A 17,443-nucleotide genomic window follows, 5' to 3' on the forward strand; every position below is an offset into this window, starting at 1 on the left:
TGGTCTATGTGGCGATCCGCCATCGGATCGTGAACAGGTGCTCGGTCTCCTGGGTTCCCTGGAGCGACTGCTCGATCAGTTCCAGGTATTTGTCAGCCTCGGCGCGGAGCTTTTTGCGCGTGTCCCGGAAGTCCTCGTCGGCCTCCTCGGCACGCTGCTCCCACTTGCGGGCTTCCTTCTTGAACCGCAGCTGCTCCATCGGATCATCGGCCTGCCGGGCGAGCCTGCGGGCTTCCTTCTCCTTCGCCCGGTAGTCGCGGATGGCACCCTCGTGCTCGGCCTTGCGATCCTGCTGGTTGCGGTAGAGCAGCTCCTCCTGCTGGTCGTAGTAGCGGGAGTTGCGGCCCTGGACTTCTTTCTCCAGCTCCGCCCGTCGTGCATCAAGGTGCGGCGCGAAGCGTGCCGCGTCGATCGCAACGGGCTGCTCGCCGACTGAGATGCAGGCCAGGTCGAGGATGTCCGCGACGTACTCCTCGTCGAGCCACTGGCCGTCATCGGTCAGGGCACCGGCCAGCATGTAGGACTCGGAGACATCCTCGTCGCGGGCCTTCATGCGGAAGGTCGCGAGGTTCACAGTCAGCTCGCCGCTGGTGCCCTCCAGTGCCCGGATCGCGCTGCTGACGCGGTCTGACTGTCCAAGCGAGAAGGTCAGCTCACGTGCCGGGGTCTCATGTCCCTTCGACGTGTCGACGACGTACTGGGCCAGTGGGCTCGCGTAGCGGTACTGGTGGGCGTTGTCGAGCGGCTGCGACTTGAAGAAGTAGCGCCCGGTCGGCGCCTCCCTGACCGACGCCTCGGTCAGCACGAACGTGCGGCCGTCGCCCTCGAAGGTGGCGAATCGATCCAGCTCATACCGGGTTACCGCGAGCAGCAGGCGCTCGAACTTGTTGAGCACCTCGCCGGACTGCGTGTCATACGCCTTGAGGCGATCCTGGACGTGCGGGTCGAGGTTGTCGAAGACCTTCGCCTTGGCGCTGGCCATCTCGCGCGAGATCTCGCCCGCGTACTGCCCCTCGAGCTCGCGGAACGCGGCGTCCAGCTCGTCGGCGGTTCGGCAGCGGGTGAGGATGTCGCTGATCGTCTTCTCGAAGTCCAGCCCGTCCTCGATCGCGCCGAGCACCTCGTCGCTTGCACCGAACACGCTGGAGAACAGCTGGAACTTGTTCGTCAGCAGTTCCAGGATGCGCTGCTCGGCAATGTTGCCCTTGTTCGAGAAGTTCACGACGACGACGTTGTGCTTCTGCCCGAAACGGTGCACGCGACCGATGCGCTGCTCGACGCGCTGCGGGTTCCACGGCAGGTCGTAGTTGACGAGCATCGAGCAGAACTGCAGGTTGATGCCCTCGGCAGCGGCCTCGGTCGCGATCATGATCGTTCCCTCGGTGCGGAAGTAATCCACCAGCGCCTTGCGGCGATCCACGGCGGCAATGCCGGTAATCAGGTCGCCGTCTTGGTTGGCCTTGAGCCAGTCCTGGTAGATCGCGGTCTGCTCCGGCCCATTGTTCGAGCCGTTGAACAAGACGAGTCCGTCGCCACGCCCGGCCTCACGCAGGGAACGAGCGATGTACTCCTGCGTCTTGGTCGAGTCGGTGAAGATGATGGCCTTCTGGGGAGCGCCCAACTCGCGGAGCCGCTCGAAGCCCAGGTCGAGTGCCTCACCGAGCTTGACGGCCTTCTGGTTCTCCGTGATCGAACGGGCAAGCGCCGCGTACTCGCGCAGCTCGGCAACCTCAGCACGCATCGCCTCCAGTAGCGACTCGTCAAGCGGCAACGACGACGGGCGGGAGCCGTTGGCGGTTCCCTCGATCTCCTCGGCCTCCTCCAGCTCCTCGCTGGTGATCTCATCGTCGATGGCGAAGTCGGCTGCCACGAGGCCACCACGACCATCGCGGCGCTGCCCGACCGCAACCTCGTCAGCCAGGCGGTTCGCGATGTTCTCCAGCGTGCTCGCGACCGCGTAGGTCGATGATCCGAGGCGCTTACGGATGATCAGGGCAGAGAGGTGACGCTGGCTGCCCGCGAAGGCGAACAGCTCATCACGCTGCAGGTAGTCGTTCACGAGGTCGTAGAGCCGCGCCTCATCCGGCGACGGCGTGAACTCGACCGTCAGGGGCAGGCGCTTGGTGAAGTGAATGTACTTGTCAGCGTCGCGCCGCAGCGTGCGCTTCGAGACGGTCGCGACACGCTCCACCAGGTCGTCATCGCCACCCAGGTCGCGGTTCTTGACGTACCGCTCGCGGAACGCATCGAGCGAGTAAAAGTAGTTCGGGTCGAAGATCGACACCAGCCCGTACAGTTCCTCGAGCTTGTTCTGTAGCGGCGTCGCCGTCAGCAGCACCGTCTTGTGCGCACCTGACACGACGTGTGCCACCGCCTCAGCGGCCTTGGTCTTGCCCGTCCAGTAGTTGCGCAGCCGGTGCGCCTCGTCTGCGACGACGAGATCCCACGCCCTGAGCAGCGAGGTCTCGTGGCGGAGCGCGAACTCGTAGGAACAGATCAGCACCTGTGCCGAGCGTCCGCCTGCTGCAGCAAGCAGCGAGTCCTTCGACTTCGGATCGAGGATGGCGGACGGGATCAGGAACTTCTCGTACAACTCCTGCTGCCATTGCTGCCGCAGGCTTGACGGGGCAACGATCAGGATGCTGCGGCGGCGCTCCGCCCAGTACTGCGAGATGACGATGCCCGCCTCTATCGTCTTACCGAGGCCAACCTCATCAGCGAGGATCACGCCCGGCAGGAACGGTGTCTGCAGAGCGAACAGGGCGGCGTCGATTTGGTGCGGCTTCGGCTCCACCTGGGCGTCGAACAGGAGCCCGGCGAGTTTGCCGACGTGATCGTTCGCGTAGCTACGCTGCAGCTCGTGCGCGTAATACTTCGCCTGGTAGTCGGTCAACGGGAGGTTCATCGATGAGACCTCCGCTCGACGCCCTCGGAGCGCAACGAAGCCGCGGCGACCAGCCGGTCGCCGCGGCGGGGTGATCGTGCCGCTCTGCGCTTCATCGGGTTGTGCTCCTCCGCGCCGAGGGCGCGTCTTAAGTTGTGCTCATAGTGCCGTGTCCCACGCTACCGGCAGCCTCCGACACTGCTAGGGTGCCGCGCCGCTCGGGCGGGTCGAGCTGTCGCAGGCGGGAGCCGGACGGCTCGACCGGGACGCTGCGATCTACCTTCTATTCTCTCATAATCCGCAATTTGCCGGAATAGGAATATCGCAAAGCCACGGATAAATGCCTGACGAAAGGCGCTTTCAGTATTTTCTCAGTAATCGATTCGTGTTATATTCCAGAGCAGTAATGCGTCTGGCTTTCCACCACACCATCTCCAGCAGTTCATGCATCCTCGTCTCACGAGGGGGTGATTCGGGAGTCCGCGCGTAGTGCGTCTCGCGCCCGATCTCACGCCAGTCGGCTGGTTTCTGTTCGGGGCGATGGTGCTCCTGATCCTGACGGGGCTGCTGCACGGATCTGTGACATCTGAGATCGCTTGCTCGCCGAGCAGGCTGGAAGGATGTTGCTGTGCCCAAGCCCTATCCCCGTGAGTTTCGTGAGGACGTCGTGCGGGTCGCCCGGAACCGTGGTCCCGGTGTGACGCTGGCGCAGATCGCCCAGGACTTCGGGGTCCATGAGATGACGATCACGAAGTGGTTGCGTGCCGCCGATGTCGAGGACGGCGTGAAGCCCGGCGTCACCTCGGAGCACGCACGGGAGTTGCGTGAGGCTCGACGTCGGATTCGGTTGCTGGAGCAGGAGAACGAGGTCCTGCGGCGGGCGGCGGCGCACCTGTCCCAGGCTCAGCTGCCGGGAAAAGGCTCTACCCGCTCGTGAGAGAGCTCGCCGCGGCCGGTGCCCCGATCAGGGTGCCGGTCGCGGTGGCGTGCCGGGTGCTCAAGCTCCACCGCCAGCACTACTACGCCTGGCTCGCCCAGCCGGTCACCGGCGGCGAGCTCAAGGAGGCGTACCTCGCGAACGCGGTCTTCGATGCCCACCGTGAGGACCCCGAGTTCGGCTACCGGCTGCTGTTCGACGAGGTGAACGCCGCCGGGAACAAGGTCAGTGAGCACACGGTGTGGAAGATCTGCTCGGCGAACCAGTGGTGGTGCGCGTTCGGAAAGAAGCGCCGCGGGAAGAATGGGCGGCCCGGCGCGCCCGATGACCTGGTGCGTCGCGAATCCACGGCGCCTGGCCCGAACCGGTTGTGGTTGACGGACATCACCGAGCATCCCACCGGCGAAGGCAAGGTCTACCTGTGTGCGGTCAAGGACGTGTGGTCGAACCGGATCGTGGGGTACTCCATCGCCGATCGCATGACGTCCCAGCTGGCCGTCGACGCCCTGGAATCGGCGGTCTCGCGCCGCGGGGTGCGCGTGGCCGGCTGCACCCTGCACTCGGACCGCGGCGGCCAGTTTCGAAGCCGAAAGCTGCAGCAGTCCCTCTGGCGCCACCAGATGCGCGGATCCATGGGCCAGGTCGGATCAGCCGGTGACAACGCCGCCATGGAGAGCTTCTTCAGCCTGCTTCAGCGCAACGTCCTGGACCGGCAGAGATGGACCAGCCGAGAGGAGCTGCGGATCGCGATCGTGACCTGGATCGAACGGACCTACCACCGTCGCCGACGCCAGGCCAGACTCGCACGATTGACCCCGATCGAGTTCGAGATCATCATGAGCCAGGCCGCCGACCAAGCTGCCTAACCAACTGTCACGGAATCGTGCAGCAGCCCCATCCTCATGCGCACCACCGGCAGGCACGGCACCGCCGACTACGGGTACTTCTTCTGCCGAGGCGTGCAAGACCACGTCTGCGACGCCCCGTACTCCAGCATCGACCGCGTCGAGGACGCCGTCGCCGAGCACTACAAGACCATCCGCCTCAGCCCGGCATTCGTCACAGCTGTCCGCAGCCACATCGAGGCAGCGCTGAACGACCAGGTCGCCGCGCAGCAACTGCTCCGCAAGAACCTGGAGGATCAGCTGGCGCAGCTCGCAACCAAGGAGGACAACCTCCTCGACCTCGCCGCCGACGGTTCACTCCCGCAGGAGCGCATCCGGCAGCGGCTCCGCGAGATCGCCCGCGACCGGCAGCGCGTCACTGACCAGCTCAGCCAGGTACACGGCGACCTCTCCAGCGGCCGCGCGTTCCTCGACGCGCACCTGAACCTGCTCGAGAACCCCTACGAGCTGTACCTCCACGCCAGCGAAGCCACCCGCCGCAAGCTCAACCAGGCGATCTTCGCCCACGTCTACGTCGCCCACGACGAGGTCGTCGGAGACGACATCCGCTCGCCGCTCCGGGAACTCCTCGCCGCTCAACGCGGCTGGGAGGCCCTCACAGCGGGCGCAACACCCGGCCAGGCCCGTCATGCCGCGCAGGCCGCCACACCGGCCCAGAAACGCCAAAAGCCGCCCCGAAGGGCGGCCTGGCTGAACTACAAAATCTCTGGCTTGACCTGCCTGGCGGCGTTTACGAGGACGCCGATTGCAGTAAGCCTCTTATGGTGGAGCTGAGGGGACTCGAACCCCTGACCCCCTGCATGCCATGCAGGTGCGCTACCAGCTGCGCCACAGCCCCGTGGATCCGTGAAGATCCAGGTCATGCACTCCTCCGGGCGGTTTCCCGTCCTGCGGAGCGTCGCTAGTCTACGCAGAAACCGGCTCCAGATTCCAATCCGGTCCCGCGTTCCACTCGTCGAGCGGGAACCCCGCCCCGACGTTGTGCGCCACGAGGCGCCACGCGGGCGTCGCGGCGGGTGCCGAGCGGTGCAGGTGGGACCAGTGGACGTTGTGCAGCCCGGAGATCCCGCGCCAGCCCTCCGGGTCGAGGCCGAGCAGCGCGGTGACCGCGAGCGTGATCGCGGCGCCGTGCGAGACGACGACGAGCGTGTCGTCTCGCTCGAGCGACTCCACGTGCTCGGTGACGCACGCGACGAGGCGAGCCGCGACGTCGGCCTTGGACTCCGCGCCCGCGCGTGCGGGCTCCTCGCCCTGGCGCCACGCCGCGTACTCCTCGGGCCAGCGCTCGGCGATCTCCGGCCCCGTGAGGCCCTCCCACTCCCCGAAGCCGCGCTCGCGCAGACGGGGGTCGTACGCGACGTCCGCGCCGATCGCGGCCGCGTACGCGCGCGCGGTGTCGGCGGCGCGCACGAGGTCGGACGCGACGACGCGCGTCGCGCGGTGCGCGCTCGCGAGGGCCTTCGCGCCCTGCTCCGCCTGCCACTGCCCGACGGCGTCGAGCGGGATGTCGACCTGCCCCTGCAGGCGCATCGTCGCGTTGTACGCGGTGCGGCCGTGGCGCAGGAGGACGAGGGTGCCGGCGCTCACGCCAGGGGCTCCCCCGAGAGGCGGATGGCGCCGTCGCCGCGCGTGGTGTCGTCGGTGTCGTCGGCCGTGCCGTCGCCGCCGCGCGCGTCCTCCGGCAGCTCGACGACCGGGCAGTCCTTCCACAGGCGCTCGAGCGCGTAGTAGACGCGGTCCTCGGCGTGCTGCACGTGCACGACGACGTCCCCGAAGTCGAGCAGGACCCAGCGGGCCTCCTGCTTGCCCTCGCGGCGGATCGGCTTGGACCCGGCCTTGTGCATGGCCTCCTCGACGGCGTCGACGATCGCCGAGACCTGGCGCTCGCTCGATCCCGAGGCGATGAGGAACACGTCCGTGAGGACGAGCTGCTCGCTCACGTCGAGCGCGATGATCTCCTCGGCCTTGCGGTCGGACGCCGCCCGGGCGGCGATGACGGCGAGCTCGAGGGCTCGGTCGGTGGCGGTCACGTGTCTCCGTTCGTGGTGCGGCCGCTCAGCGGCCGGTGTCGAGGGTGCCGGGGTCGTCCCACGTCCGCACGGCGGCGGCCGAGGCGCTCGCGTCCTCCACGGCCAGGCCCGGGTCGTCGCGGGACACGAGCGTCCAGACGAGCAGGCCGAGGACGAACGCGACGGCGACGAGGATCAGGTAGTGCAGCCACGTGTACGACGGGCCCCGCCGCTCGTCCTCGAGGTCGTCGTCGGCCGACTCCTCGGGCTCGGCGGCACGACCGCGCACGCGGGGGAAGAGCTCGTCCGACCCGCCGGCGGGAGCGGGCGCGGTCTCGCGCACGCCGCCGAAGGGCGACGTCTGCTGCGCCGCGCTCGCGGGCTCGGGCGCCGAGCCGGCCGTGATCGCCGACCACGGCAGGGCGGCGCCGGCCGCCTCGGCGGGCGGCGCGGGAGCGGGGGTCCGCTCGGGAGCGGGCGCGGGCGTGCCTCCCCACGGGGAGGGCGCCGGCGCCGGCGCGGGCGTCCCCGGCGGGGCCGGGCTGGTCGGCGGGGCCGAGAACGCCGACAGGCGCGGCGGCTGCGTCGGCTCGGGGCGTGCGGCACCCGCGCCGAGGCCGCCGACGGGCGCGGACGGCGTCGCGGGACGCACGGGCCCGGTGGCGCCGGGCACCGACGGGCGCGGGGTCCCGGCGGGCGGGCGGGAGGACGTGCGCGTCGGCACGACCGGCGTCGGCGCCGGAGGGCGGATCGCGACGCGCTCGGCGGTCTCCTGGACCGGCGTGAGGCGCCCGGTCTCGTCCAGGCCGCGCATGCCGCCCGAGGCGGCCGGGGGCCGCACGACGGAGGGCTGCACCGGGTGGTCGGCCGGGCCGGTCGTCTCGCGCAGGGTGCGGCGCGACGGCGGCGGGCCGGACGGCGCCGCGGGGCGCGCCGGCTGCTGCCAGCCGCCCGCACCGGGTGCCGGGGCCGGCGGGGGCGGGGCGCCCTGCCCGGACCGCTCGGCGGCGGCCGCCTGCTCGCGCTCGCGCATCTCGCGCCGTGTGAGCGGGCGGACGGGCTGCATGTTGCTGCCGTTGTCACTCATCGTGCTGACCTCGATACAAACCGTGCTTGGCGATGTACTGGACCACGCCGTCCGGAACCAGGTACCACACCGGCTGTCCGGCCTCCGCGCGCCGACGGCAGTCCGTCGACGAGATCGCGAGGGCGGGGACCTCGAGCGTCGTGACCACGCCCGGAGGCAGGCCCTCGACGCTCAGCTGGTGACCCGGGCGGGAGACAGCCACGAAGTGTGCCATCTTCCACAGCTCGTCGGCATCTTTCCAGGTGAGGATCTGCTCGACGGCGTCCGCACCCGTGATGAAGAACAGCTCGGCGTCCGGTCGCGCGGCCCGCAGGTCGCGCAGCGTGTCGACCGTGTAGGTCAGCCCGGGGCGGTCCACGTCCACACGGCTCACCGTGAACCGCGGGTTCGACGCGGTCGCGATGACGGTCATGAGGTAGCGGTGCTCCGCCGGGCTGACGGTCTGGTGCTGCTTGAACGACGGCTTGCCCGTGGGCACGAACACGACCTCGTCGAGGTCGAACCGCGCCGCGGCCTCGCTCGCGGCGACGAGGTGGCCGTGGTGGATGGGGTCGAACGTGCCACCCATCACCCCCAGGCGGGGCCGGCGCGGGCTCATCGACGCGTCATCGGTCGTGGGCGCTTCCGTCGTCCGGGGCGGGTCAGTGCCGCGTGCCGACGCTGCGGAACGCGTAGGTCACGAGCAGCAGGGCCACGAGCCCGCTGAACCCGAGCAGCCCGTAGGCGATCGGCGGGATGGGCAGGTGCGACGCGGCCTCGGCGCCTTCCTCGGCGGCCAGCACGACGGCAGAGATCACGACGTCCTCCTCGAAGGTCGTCCCCGGGCCGGACGGGCACGTGCCGCGGGCCGGGGTGGTGCGATGGAACGGTACGCCCGCCGGGACCGGCCCGACGGCGGACCGGACGGGCGCCGGTCGCCGACCAGTCTCTCACGACCGTCCGGGGACCTCGTCCGGCGGGTATCAGGTACCCGCCGGCGGCCGTGCGTTCAGGGGCGGACGTGGCCGTCCCCGTGCACGACCCACTTCGTGGTCGTGAGCTCCGCGAGGCCCATGGGGCCGCGCGCGTGGAGCTTCTGGGTCGAGATGCCGATCTCCGCCCCGAGGCCGAACTGACCGCCGTCGGTGAACCGGGTCGAGGCGTTGACCATGATGGCGGCGGAGTCGAGCTCCGCGACGAAGCGCTCCGACGCCGCCAGGTCGCGCGTGACGATGGCCTCGGTGTGCCCCGACGTCCACGTGCGCACGTGCTCGATCGCGGCGTCGAGGTCGTCGACGACGCGCACGGCGATCTCCGGCGCGAGGTACTCGGTCGCCCAGTCCTCGTCGGTCGCGGGGAGCACGTCGGTCCCCGCGGGCGCGAGGCCGGCCGTGCGGTCGTCGCCGTGCACGACGACGCCCGCCGCGGTGAGCGCGGCGAGCGCGGCGGGCAGGAACTCGGGCGCGGCGTCCGCGTGCACGAGGAGCGTCTCCGCGGCGTTGCAGACGCCGACGCGCTGCGTCTTGGCGTTGAGGAGGATCTCGAGCGCCATGGCCCGGTCCGCGCTCGCGTCGACGTACACGTGGACGTTGCCGACCCCGGTCTCGATGACGGGGACGGTCGACTCGCGCACGACGGTACGGATGAGGTCCGCCCCGCCGCGCGGGACGAGCACGTCGACGAGCCCGCGCGCGTGCATGAGCGCGACGGCGCCCGGGCGCCCGTGCCGGTCGATCGACTGCACGAGGTCGCCGGGGAGCCCCTGCGCCTCGAGCGCGCGGGCCAGCACGCCGACGATCACCTCGTTGGAGCTCGCCGCCGCGGACCCGCCGCGCAGGATCACCGCGTTGCCGCTCTTGAGCGCGAGGCCCGCGGCGTCCACCGTCACGTTGGGGCGCGCCTCGTAGATCATCCCGACGACGCCCATGGGCACGCGCAGCTGACGCAGGCGCAGGCCGTTCGGGAGCGTCGAGCCGCGCACGACCTCCCCCACCGGGTCGGGCAGTCCCGCGAGCGCGCGCAGCGCGTCGGCGATCGCGGCGACGCGGGGCGCGTCGAGCGCGAGCCGGTCGAGCAGACCCTCGCTCATGCCGTGCGCACGCTCGCGCTCCAGGTCGACGGCGTTCGCGGCCACGATCTCGTCCGTCGCCGCGACGAGCGCGTCGGCGAGCGCGAGGAGCGCGGCGTCCTTCGTCGCGCGGGTCGCCGTCGCGAGCGTGCGCGACGCGACCTTGGCACGGCGTGCGACGTCCTCGACGGCCGTCGCGACGTCGGTCGGAGCGTCGGCCGTGGCGGCGGTCGCGGTGGCTGCGGCAGCTCCGGCGGTCCCGGTCTCGGCGGCGCCCGCGACGACGGGCGCGTCCTCGGTGGTGGTCATGGTCCGAGCCTACGTCCGCGACCGCCGCGCCGGGAGCGCCGTCCGGACCGCGGTCAGCGCGGGCGCCGACGCACCAGGACGAGGTCGTCGCGGTGCACGACCTCCCGGTCGTAGCCCTCGCCGAGCTCGGCCCGCAGCTGCGTGGTCGAGCGGCCGAGGAGCTCGGGGATGTCGCGCGACTCGAACGCGACCAGGCCCCGGGCGACCACGCGCCCGTCGGACGCCACGAGCTCGACCGGGTCGCCGGCGTCGAACTCCCCCTCGACCGCCGTGACCCCGGCAGGCAGCAGCGAGGCGCGCCCGCCCTGCACGGCCCGCACCGCGCCGTCGTCGAGCACGAGGCGGCCGCGCGTGCGCGCGGCGTGCGCGAGCCAGAGCCGACGGCGGGTCGTCCGCTTGCCCGTCGCGGCGAACCAGGTCCCGACCGGCTCGCCGGCGAGCGCCGCGGCGGCGTGCTGCGCCTTCGTGAGCACCACGGGGATGCCGGTGCCGGTCGCGATGGAGACAGACTCGAGCTTGGTGAGCATGCCGCCCGTCCCGACCGCGCTCCCCCGTCCCGTGACCTCGACGCCCTCGATGTCGGCCGCCGAGCGCACCTCGGCGATCCGTTGCGTGCCCGGGCGCGACGGCGGGCCGTCGTACAGGCCGTCGACGTCCGTGAGCAGGACCATGGCGTCCGCCCGCACGAGGTGGGAGACGAGCGCGGCGAGCCGGTCGTTGTCGCCGAAGCGGATCTCGTCGGTCGCGACGGCGTCGTTCTCGTTGACCACGGGCACGACGCCGAGGTCGAGCAGGCGCTCGAGCGAGCGCTGGGCGTTGCGGTAGTGGCCGCGGCGCACCGTGTCCTCCGCGGTGAGCAGCACCTGCCCGACACGCAGCCCGTGCCCCGCGAAGGCCTCGGTGTACCGGGCGACGAGCATGCCCTGGCCGACCGACGCCGCGGCCTGCGCCGTCGCGAGGTCGCGCGGTCGGCTCGCGAGCCCGAGGGGGCCGATCCCGGCGGCGATGGCGCCGGACGTGACCAGCACGACCTGGCCGCCGGCCGCGCGTCGGGCCGCGAGGACGTCGACGAGCGCCCGCAGGGCCGCGAGGTCGAGGTGGCCGTCGGCGCCCGTGAGCGACGACGAGCCGATCTTCACGACCACGCGGCGGGCGGAGGCGATCTCGGAGCGGGAGGACAGCGCGTTCACGCGCCCATCATCGCCGCCGGGGGGCCGCCGTCGCGCACGATTTCACGGACCAGGACGCCTGTGCCCGCGACCGGCCCGCGACCGGCCCGCTCCCGGGCCGCGCCGACGAGGCCTCCGGGCGCGGGCGAGGGCCCGGTCCCCGCGGGGAACCGGGCCCTCGGCAGCGCGGACGACGCCGGGGTCAGTCGGACTCGGGGTCCGTCCAGGTGCCCGCCTGGCGCTCGGTCCACAGCTCGCGCCGGGCCTCCGCCTTGGCGTCCATGCGCTCGTGGTGCTCGCGCCGCTTCTCCGACCGGGTCGGGCGCAGGCTCTCGTCGAGGCGGTTGTCGGAGCCGCGCGGGCCGCCGAGCAGCTCGGAGCCCGTCATGAGCGTCGGCTCCCAGTCGAAGACGACCGCGTTGACGTCGCTGCCGATGCGCACCTCGTCGCCCGCGACGGCGCCCGCCTCGAACAGCTTCTCCTCCACGCCCAGGCGGGCGAGGCGGTCCGCGAGGTAGCCCACGGCCTCGTCGTTGGAGAAGTCCGTCTGACGGACCCAGCGCTCCGGCTTGGCGCCGCGCACCTCGAACCAGTAGTCGGTCGCCCCGCCCTTGCGCTTGACCGTGAACCCGGCCTCGTCGACCGCGCGCGGCCGCAGCACGACGCGCGTCGGCTCGGGGGCGGGCGCCTCGGCGCGCGCCTTCTCCACGAGCTCGGCGAGCGCGTACGTCAGCGGGCGCAGGCCCTCGTGGCTCGCGGTCGAGATCTCGAACACCCGCAGCCCGCGTGCCTCGAGGTCCGGCTTGACGAGCTCGGCCAGGTCGCGCGCCTCGGGGACGTCGATCTTGTTGAGGACGACGAGGCGCGGACGCTCGGTGAGCGGCACCCGCCCGCCCTCGATCTCGAGGTCCTGCGCGTAGGCGGCGAGCTCCGCCTCGATGACGTCGAGGTCGCTGATCGGGTCCCGGCCGGGCTCGAGCGTCGCGCAGTCGAGCACGTGCACGATCACCGCGGTGCGCTCGATGTGGCGCAGGAACTCCAGGCCGAGGCCCTTGCCCTCGCTCGCGCCCGGGATGAGGCCCGGGACGTCCGCGACGGTGAAGCGCGCCGAGCCGGCCTGCACGACCCCCAGGTTGGGCACGAGCGTCGTGAACGGGTAGTCGGCGATCTTGGGGCGCGCGGCGGAGATGGCGGCGACGAGCGAGGACTTGCCCGCGCTCGGGTACCCGACGAGCGCGACGTCCGCGATGGTCTTCAGCTCGAGGACGACGTCCCGCTCCTCGCCCGGCTCGCCGAGCAGGGCGAAGCCCGGCGCCTTGCGGCGCGGCGACGAGAGCGCCGCGTTGCCGAGACCGCCGCGGCCGCCCTCGGCCACGACGTACTCGGCGCCGTCGCCGACGAGGTCGGCGAGCACCGTGCCGTCGGGCGACTTGACGACCGTGCCGTCGGGGACGCGCAGGACGAGGTCCTCCCCGTTGGCGCCGTCGCGGTCGTCGCCCATGCCCTGGGTGCCCGACGTCGCGTGCCGGTGCGGCGAGTGGTGGTACTCGAGCAGCGTCGTGGTCTGCGCGTCGACGACGAGCCGGACGGTGCCGCCGTCACCGCCGTTGCCGCCGTCGGGGCCGGCGAGCGGCTTGAACTTCTCGCGCCGGACCGAGGCGCACCCGTTCCCCCCGTCGCCGCCGGAGACGTGCAGGACGACACGGTCGACGAAGCTGGCCATGGAGGGATCCTCTCAGAGGTGGGTCGTGCGGTGCCGCGGTCGCGGCGGGTGGTGCGGCCCGCGGGGCGGGCGCCGGAAACGGCAGGAGGGGCGCACCGCGTCGGTGCGCCCCTCCTGCTCGAAGCCTCTGTGGCTGTCGCTCAGCCCTCGGCGGAGACGATGTCGACGACCTTGCGGCCGCGACGGGTGCCGAACTGGACCGCGCCGGCGGCCAGGGCGAACAGCGTGTCGTCCTTGCCGCGGCCGACGTTCTCACCGGGGTGGAAGTGGGTGCCGCGCTGGCGGACGATGATCTCGCCCGACTTGACGACCTGCCCGCCGAAGCGCTTCACGCCGAGGCGCTGGGCGTTCGAGTCGCGACCGTTGCGCGAGGAGCTCGCGCCCTTCTTGTGTGCCATGACGAACCTGCTTTCGTGCTGGTCTGCTGAGGGAGGGTGCCGTCGGCGCGGCGCGGCCCGGGGCCGCTAGCTCGCGCCGGGCGAGATCACTTGATGCCGGTGACCTTGAGGCGGGTCAGCTGCTGACGGTGACCCTGACGACGGCGGTAACCGGTCTTGTTCTTGTACCGCAGGATCGTGATCTTCGGACCCTTCTCGTCCCGCACGACCTCGGCGGTGACCTTGACCTTCGCGAGCTTCGCCGCGTCGGTGGTCACCTTCTCCCCGTCCACCAGCAGGAGAGCGGGCAGCTCGAGGGACTCACCGGCCTTGGCGGACACCCGGTCCACCACGACGATGTCGCCGACGGAAACCTTCTCCTGCCGGCCACCGGCCTTGACGATCGCGTACACCACGTTGCTGCTCATCTCTCCTAGTCTTGGCGTGCTCGTCACGGCGAGTTCGTCTTGGAGACTCCGACCACGCCGCGGCGTGCGAGTGCGAGTCGTCCGTGGGCACACGGGACCGGCGCGCCTGGGCGCGCCGACGTCCAAGATTACGGACCGCAGGGCGTCCTGGTCAAATGGCGCGCACGGACCCCGGCGCGGGCGACCGCTCCGGGCCGCGCACCGGGCGTCGCACCGAGGACCGCCGACGGCGGGCGCCTCCGCGCGACGAGGCCGTCAGCCGACCCTACTCGAGGACGAACGTGACCTCCAGCACGACCTGCCAGGCCGTGATGCGGCCGTCGGCCACGTCCACCTTCTGCTCCTTGACCCACGCGCCCGAGACGTTGCGCAGCGTGCTCGCGGCGCGCTCGACGCCGATCCGCACGGCGTCCTCGAAGCTCGTGTCCGACCGCGCGCTGATGTGCGTGATCCGTGCCACCGTTCCGCTCATGCCGGCTCCCCGGTCCAGGGCGGGCGCACCGGCGCGCCCGCGCACCCGTCGAGCATCCCGCCGTCCGCGCGCCCGCGCCACCGGGGCGCCTCCCGCTCCGGACCCGGCCCGTCCCACCCGGGCGCGCGGGCCCGCCGTCGTGCCTACGCTGGCGGTGGAGGTGGTCGCATGCGCCCCGCGGTCCCGCCCGACGACGCACGCCCGGACGACGCCGTCGTCGCGGCCCTGCGCGCGGTCGACCGCCGTGGCTTCCTCCCTCGCGCGCAACGGCGCTGGGCCGCGCAGGACCGACCGCTCGCCATCGGCCACGGCCAGACCAGCTCGCAGCCGTCGACGGTGGCGGCGATGCTGCGCCTGCTCGACGTCGTCCCCGGTGCCCGCGTGCTCGACGTCGGCGCCGGGTCGGGCTGGACGACGGCGCTGCTCGCGCGGCTCGTCGGACCGACGGGGTACGTGCTGGGCGTCGAGCGCCACGCCGACCTCGCCGCGTGGGGCGCGGCGAACCTCGCCGCCGTGCGCGCGCCGTGGGCGCGCCTCGTCCTCGCGACGCCCGGCGTGCTCGGCACGCCGGGCGAGCAGTACGACCGGGTGCTCGTCTCCGCGGCCGCCGACGCCCTCCCCCGCGCCCTCGTCGACCAGCTCGTGCCCGGCGGGCGCATGGTCGTCCCGGTGCGGCACACGATGCTCGTCGTCGTGCGCGACCCCGACGCCCCGGGCGGGGTGCGGGTGAGCGAGCACGGCTCCTACTCGTTCGTCCCGCTCGTCGAGGACGCGCCGGGACCGGCCTCGCCACCGTCCTGAGGACGCCACGGGGCACCCGTCAGGTGCACCCGGCAGCGCGCCTCGTAGCTCTCCGCGCCGCCCACGTGCTCCGCGACGGGCGCGAGCGGGTCGCCCGCCCCGCGGCCGTCGGGCTCCGGCTCCCGGACGACGCGCACGTGGAACGCGGCGTCCTCGCCGCACACCGCGCACACCGCCGTGAGCTTGTCGACGCGCTCGGCGAGCGCCGCGAGCGTGGGCAAGGGCTCGAACGGTCGCGCGTCGAACGTGACGTCGAGCCCGGCGACGACCACGACGAGCCCGTCGTCCGCGAGCCGCTGGACGACGTCGACGAGCCCCGGCCCGAAGAAGTGCGCCTCGTCGACGGCGACGAGGTCGAGCGCCCCGGCGCCGCGGACGATCCGCTCGAGGTCGGGCGCGTCGCGCGCGGTGCGCGAGGGGATCGCGAGGCCCGAGTGCGAGCTCACGGTCCCGGTGCCGCGCCGGGTGTCGAGGACGTGCCCGACCACCTCGACGCGCCGCCCGGCGACCTCCGCACGCCGGACCCGGCGCAGGAGCTCCTCCGTCTTGCCGGCGAACATCGGGCCGCACACGACCTCGACGCGCCCACCGGGGCGGACCGTCGGGAGCCCTGCGTCACCGGCCCCGGGAACGGTGCCGGGGGCGCCCGGGCGTGCCGCGTCGCTCATGCGAGCAGTGAACCACCGGCTCAGTGGTGGCGCGCGCCGCCGTTCGACGACGGCCGGACCGGCAGCGGCTTCGGCTCGCCGGCCGGGCCGAGGACGGAGACGCGGTCCGGGGCGCCGGGCCGCGCGTCCCGGCGGCTGAGGAGCGTCGTACCGGACGGGGCGGGGGTACCCGCGTCAGCCGGGGCGTCTGCCCGCTCGACGCCGGACGCCTCCGGGGCGGCGTCGCCGTCGTCGGCCCGGGCGTCCGGCGCCGACCGCTCTCCCTCCAGCGCGGGCTCGGGCGCGGGCGGTCCCGCCGCGATCCCGGCGAGCCCGGGCCCGCCGATCCCCGGGACGGACCGGACGAGCGGGAGCTCGCGCGTCCCGGTGCCCGACGGGCGGCCGACCTGCTCGGGCCGCTCCTCGGCCGGCTCGATCGGCTGCTCCCCTGCCGGGCCGCGGCCCGGCCGCTCGTCGTCCGCGTCGCGCTCCGCCGACGCGCCGGGCGCGGGCGGGGTGGCCGCCTCGCGGCGACCGGGCGCGGGCGGCGCGACGTCGGCCGCGCGCGTCGGCCGCGCGTCGAGCGCCGGGTCGGTCGGCAGGACGCCGCGGTTCAGCTCGCCGTACGGCACGTGGACCGACGGCGCGACCCGGCGCGCCGCCTCGACCACGGCGCGCTGGTCGTCGAAGAAGATGTGCGGTCGCAGCACCTCGAGCACGCCGCCCTTGTCCACGCCCCCGAGGAAGAACGCGTCGTCGACCGTCACGCCCCACGAGGAGAGCGTCGCGACCGCGCGCTCGTGCGCCGGGGCCGAGCGGGCCGTGACGAGCGAGACGTGCACGCGCGGCCGGTACGACGGGTCGGCCGCGTGCCGCTCGCGCTCGACGACCTGCACGCGGTGGATGCCGACGAGGAGCTCACGCAGCGGCCCCCGGCCGAGCGGCACGTCGGCGTTGAGCGCCTCGTGCTCGCGGAACGACGCGAGCCCGCCGTCCTGGTAGCGACGCTCCGAGGAGTCGTCGGCGAGGACGCCGTCGAAGTCGAACGCGATGCGCAGCTCGTCGCCCTCCTCGTCCGCGAACGTCGGGTCGAGCACGTACCCCGCGGGCAGGCCCAGGTCGACGGCGTCGCGCACGGAGCGCTCGTCGGCCGAGAGGAAGAGGTCCACGTGCAGGGGACGGATGAACTCGTGCGGGCTGCGCCCCTGGCGGAACACGGCGCGCGTGATGTCGAGGTCGTGGTGCCGCACCGAGCGCATGACGCGCAGGCCGGTCTCCGGGGAGTTGCGGGACATGACGATGACCTCGACGAGCGGGTCGTCGGCGGAGGGCGCGAGGTCGTTGAGCGCGAGCAGGCGGCGCACGAACCCGAAGGCGACGCCGGGGGCCAGCGCGTCGTCGCGGTGGCGCTCCTGGAAGTCGCGGTACGCCGCCTCTCCCTGCGTGCGGAACACGCGGTCGGACTCGGTGAGGTCGAACAGTGCGGACGAGGCGACGCCGACGACGAGGCGGCCCGAGAGGTCGTAACCCATGCGCGCATGATGCCAGGTGCGGGTGACGTGCACGAAGACGGCCCGGGACCGACCCCCGGAGGGCGCGCTCCGCCCCCGCACCCCCTGGGAGAGAGGGCAGCAGGACCGCCCGGGGA

17 protein-coding genes and 1 tRNA gene are annotated in these 17,443 nt (G+C 72.6%); 3 read left to right on the forward strand and 15 right to left on the reverse strand.

Going from position 1 to position 17,443, the window contains the following annotated elements:
• Nucleotides 1-4: 4 nt before the first annotated feature.
• The gene (locus AC3WT4_RS03240; RefSeq protein ID WP_492314707.1) at nucleotides 5-2,905 is read right to left on the reverse strand and encodes an SNF2-related protein; all 2,901 of its coding nucleotides are present in this window, start codon (nucleotides 2,903-2,905) and stop codon (nucleotides 5-7) included.
• Between the two features lie 607 nt (nucleotides 2,906-3,512).
• Between AC3WT4_RS03240 and AC3WT4_RS03245 the strand changes: the two genes are divergently transcribed.
• Together AC3WT4_RS03245 and AC3WT4_RS03250 are read left to right on the forward strand one after the other, a co-directional pair.
• Nucleotides 3,513-4,687, forward strand: a protein-coding gene (locus AC3WT4_RS03245) for an IS3 family transposase (protein WP_492314708.1) whose coding sequence is annotated in 2 segments (ribosomal slippage) — nucleotides 3,513-3,797 and nucleotides 3,800-4,687 — 1,173 coding nt in all. Because the reading frame shifts where the segments join, the coding sequence is not laid out codon by codon here.
• Between the two features lie 36 nt (nucleotides 4,688-4,723).
• Complete coding sequence (locus tag AC3WT4_RS03250) at nucleotides 4,724-5,500, forward strand: hypothetical protein (protein ID WP_492314709.1); 777 nt, start codon at nucleotides 4,724-4,726, stop codon at nucleotides 5,498-5,500.
• On the opposite strand, the gene AC3WT4_RS03255 is transcribed toward AC3WT4_RS03250, so the two are convergent.
• From AC3WT4_RS03255 to AC3WT4_RS03310, 12 genes are all read right to left on the reverse strand, one after another.
• Nucleotides 5,489-5,564 (reverse strand) — tRNA-Ala (locus AC3WT4_RS03255). The genes AC3WT4_RS03250 and AC3WT4_RS03255 overlap by 12 nt on opposite strands.
• A 68-nt stretch (nucleotides 5,565-5,632) precedes the next feature.
• Nucleotides 5,633-6,313: a histidine phosphatase family protein gene (locus AC3WT4_RS03260; RefSeq protein WP_074809791.1), complete on the reverse strand. Its 681-nt coding sequence runs from the start codon at nucleotides 6,311-6,313 to the stop codon at nucleotides 5,633-5,635.
• On the reverse strand, nucleotides 6,310-6,756 hold the full coding sequence (gene rsfS, locus AC3WT4_RS03265) for a ribosome silencing factor (RefSeq protein WP_021482244.1): 447 nt from the start codon (nucleotides 6,754-6,756) through the stop codon (nucleotides 6,310-6,312). The genes AC3WT4_RS03260 and rsfS overlap by 4 nt, the downstream gene beginning before the upstream one ends.
• A 25-nt stretch (nucleotides 6,757-6,781) precedes the next feature.
• Nucleotides 6,782-7,822, reverse strand: coding sequence for a hypothetical protein (locus AC3WT4_RS03270; RefSeq protein WP_400112831.1), 1,041 nt, complete (start codon nucleotides 7,820-7,822; stop codon nucleotides 6,782-6,784).
• The gene (gene nadD, locus AC3WT4_RS03275) at nucleotides 7,815-8,420 is read right to left on the reverse strand and encodes a nicotinate-nucleotide adenylyltransferase (protein ID WP_031316993.1); all 606 of its coding nucleotides are present in this window, start codon (nucleotides 8,418-8,420) and stop codon (nucleotides 7,815-7,817) included. Before nadD ends, AC3WT4_RS03270 begins: the two co-directional genes overlap by 8 nt.
• A gap of 43 nt (nucleotides 8,421-8,463) precedes the next feature.
• Nucleotides 8,464-8,619, reverse strand: coding sequence for a hypothetical protein (locus AC3WT4_RS03280; RefSeq protein ID WP_167405843.1), 156 nt, complete (start codon nucleotides 8,617-8,619; stop codon nucleotides 8,464-8,466).
• A gap of 191 nt (nucleotides 8,620-8,810) precedes the next feature.
• Nucleotides 8,811-10,178: a glutamate-5-semialdehyde dehydrogenase gene (locus tag AC3WT4_RS03285; RefSeq protein WP_492314710.1), complete on the reverse strand. Its 1,368-nt coding sequence runs from the start codon at nucleotides 10,176-10,178 to the stop codon at nucleotides 8,811-8,813.
• A gap of 53 nt (nucleotides 10,179-10,231) precedes the next feature.
• Nucleotides 10,232-11,359 carry a glutamate 5-kinase gene (gene proB / locus AC3WT4_RS03290; RefSeq protein WP_108051699.1) on the reverse strand — a complete coding sequence of 376 codons (1,128 nt, stop codon included), beginning with the start codon at nucleotides 11,357-11,359 and terminating at the stop codon, nucleotides 10,232-10,234.
• A 190-nt stretch (nucleotides 11,360-11,549) separates the two neighbouring features.
• Nucleotides 11,550-13,070, reverse strand: coding sequence for a GTPase ObgE (gene obgE, locus AC3WT4_RS03295; protein ID WP_074809794.1), 1,521 nt, complete (start codon nucleotides 13,068-13,070; stop codon nucleotides 11,550-11,552).
• Nucleotides 13,071-13,210: 140 nt separating this feature from the next.
• Nucleotides 13,211-13,468, reverse strand: a complete 258-nt coding sequence (rpmA, locus tag AC3WT4_RS03300; protein ID WP_021482383.1) for a 50S ribosomal protein L27 — start codon at nucleotides 13,466-13,468, stop codon at nucleotides 13,211-13,213.
• 86 nt (nucleotides 13,469-13,554) lie between these two features.
• Nucleotides 13,555-13,863 (reverse strand): 50S ribosomal protein L21, encoded by a 309-nt coding sequence (rplU, locus tag AC3WT4_RS03305; protein WP_198285668.1) that lies wholly within the window; start codon nucleotides 13,861-13,863, stop codon nucleotides 13,555-13,557.
• A gap of 277 nt (nucleotides 13,864-14,140) precedes the next feature.
• Complete coding sequence (locus AC3WT4_RS03310; protein WP_021482381.1) at nucleotides 14,141-14,347, reverse strand: dodecin family protein; 207 nt, start codon at nucleotides 14,345-14,347, stop codon at nucleotides 14,141-14,143.
• 168 nt (nucleotides 14,348-14,515) lie between these two features.
• On the opposite strand from AC3WT4_RS03310, the gene AC3WT4_RS03315 reads away from it, so the two are divergent.
• Nucleotides 14,516-15,148, forward strand: coding sequence for a protein-L-isoaspartate O-methyltransferase family protein (locus AC3WT4_RS03315; RefSeq protein WP_492314711.1), 633 nt, complete (start codon nucleotides 14,516-14,518; stop codon nucleotides 15,146-15,148).
• On the opposite strand, the gene AC3WT4_RS03320 is transcribed toward AC3WT4_RS03315, so the two are convergent.
• Nucleotides 15,091-15,816, reverse strand: a complete 726-nt coding sequence (locus AC3WT4_RS03320; RefSeq protein ID WP_492314712.1) for a thymidine kinase — start codon at nucleotides 15,814-15,816, stop codon at nucleotides 15,091-15,093. The two genes, AC3WT4_RS03315 and AC3WT4_RS03320, sit on opposite strands and share 58 nt — an antisense overlap.
• Before the next feature lie 20 nt (nucleotides 15,817-15,836).
• Entirely contained in the window at nucleotides 15,837-17,327 is a 1,491-nt protein-coding gene (locus AC3WT4_RS03325) for a 5'-nucleotidase (RefSeq protein WP_492314713.1), read from the reverse strand.
• Nucleotides 17,328-17,443 lie beyond the last annotated feature (116 nt).

The organism is Cellulosimicrobium sp. EB106-03-01-XG111, from assembly GCF_058792115.1.

What these genes read in the sequence shown, in the direction of transcription:
- AC3WT4_RS03240 (WP_492314707.1), bottom strand. Translation starts at nt 2,905, where the DNA reads ATGAACCTCCCGTTGACCGACTACCAGGCGAAGTATTACGCGCACGAG.
- AC3WT4_RS03250 (WP_492314709.1), top strand. Translation starts at nt 4,724, where the DNA reads ATGCGCACCACCGGCAGGCACGGCACCGCCGACTACGGGTACTTCTTC.
- AC3WT4_RS03270 (WP_400112831.1), bottom strand. Translation starts at nt 7,822, where the DNA reads ATGAGTGACAACGGCAGCAACATGCAGCCCGTCCGCCCGCTCACACGG.
- nadD (WP_031316993.1), bottom strand. Translation starts at nt 8,420, where the DNA reads ATGAGCCCGCGCCGGCCCCGCCTGGGGGTGATGGGTGGCACGTTCGAC.
- AC3WT4_RS03285 (WP_492314710.1), bottom strand. Translation starts at nt 10,178, where the DNA reads ATGACCACCACCGAGGACGCGCCCGTCGTCGCGGGCGCCGCCGAGACC.
- obgE (WP_074809794.1), bottom strand. Translation starts at nt 13,070, where the DNA reads ATGGCCAGCTTCGTCGACCGTGTCGTCCTGCACGTCTCCGGCGGCGAC.
- rpmA (WP_021482383.1), bottom strand. Translation starts at nt 13,468, where the DNA reads ATGGCACACAAGAAGGGCGCGAGCTCCTCGCGCAACGGTCGCGACTCG.
- AC3WT4_RS03310 (WP_021482381.1), bottom strand. Translation starts at nt 14,347, where the DNA reads ATGAGCGGAACGGTGGCACGGATCACGCACATCAGCGCGCGGTCGGAC.
- AC3WT4_RS03315 (WP_492314711.1), top strand. Translation starts at nt 14,516, where the DNA reads ATGCGCCCCGCGGTCCCGCCCGACGACGCACGCCCGGACGACGCCGTC.
- AC3WT4_RS03320 (WP_492314712.1), bottom strand. Translation starts at nt 15,816, where the DNA reads ATGAGCGACGCGGCACGCCCGGGCGCCCCCGGCACCGTTCCCGGGGCC.
- AC3WT4_RS03325 (WP_492314713.1), bottom strand. Translation starts at nt 17,327, where the DNA reads ATGGGTTACGACCTCTCGGGCCGCCTCGTCGTCGGCGTCGCCTCGTCC.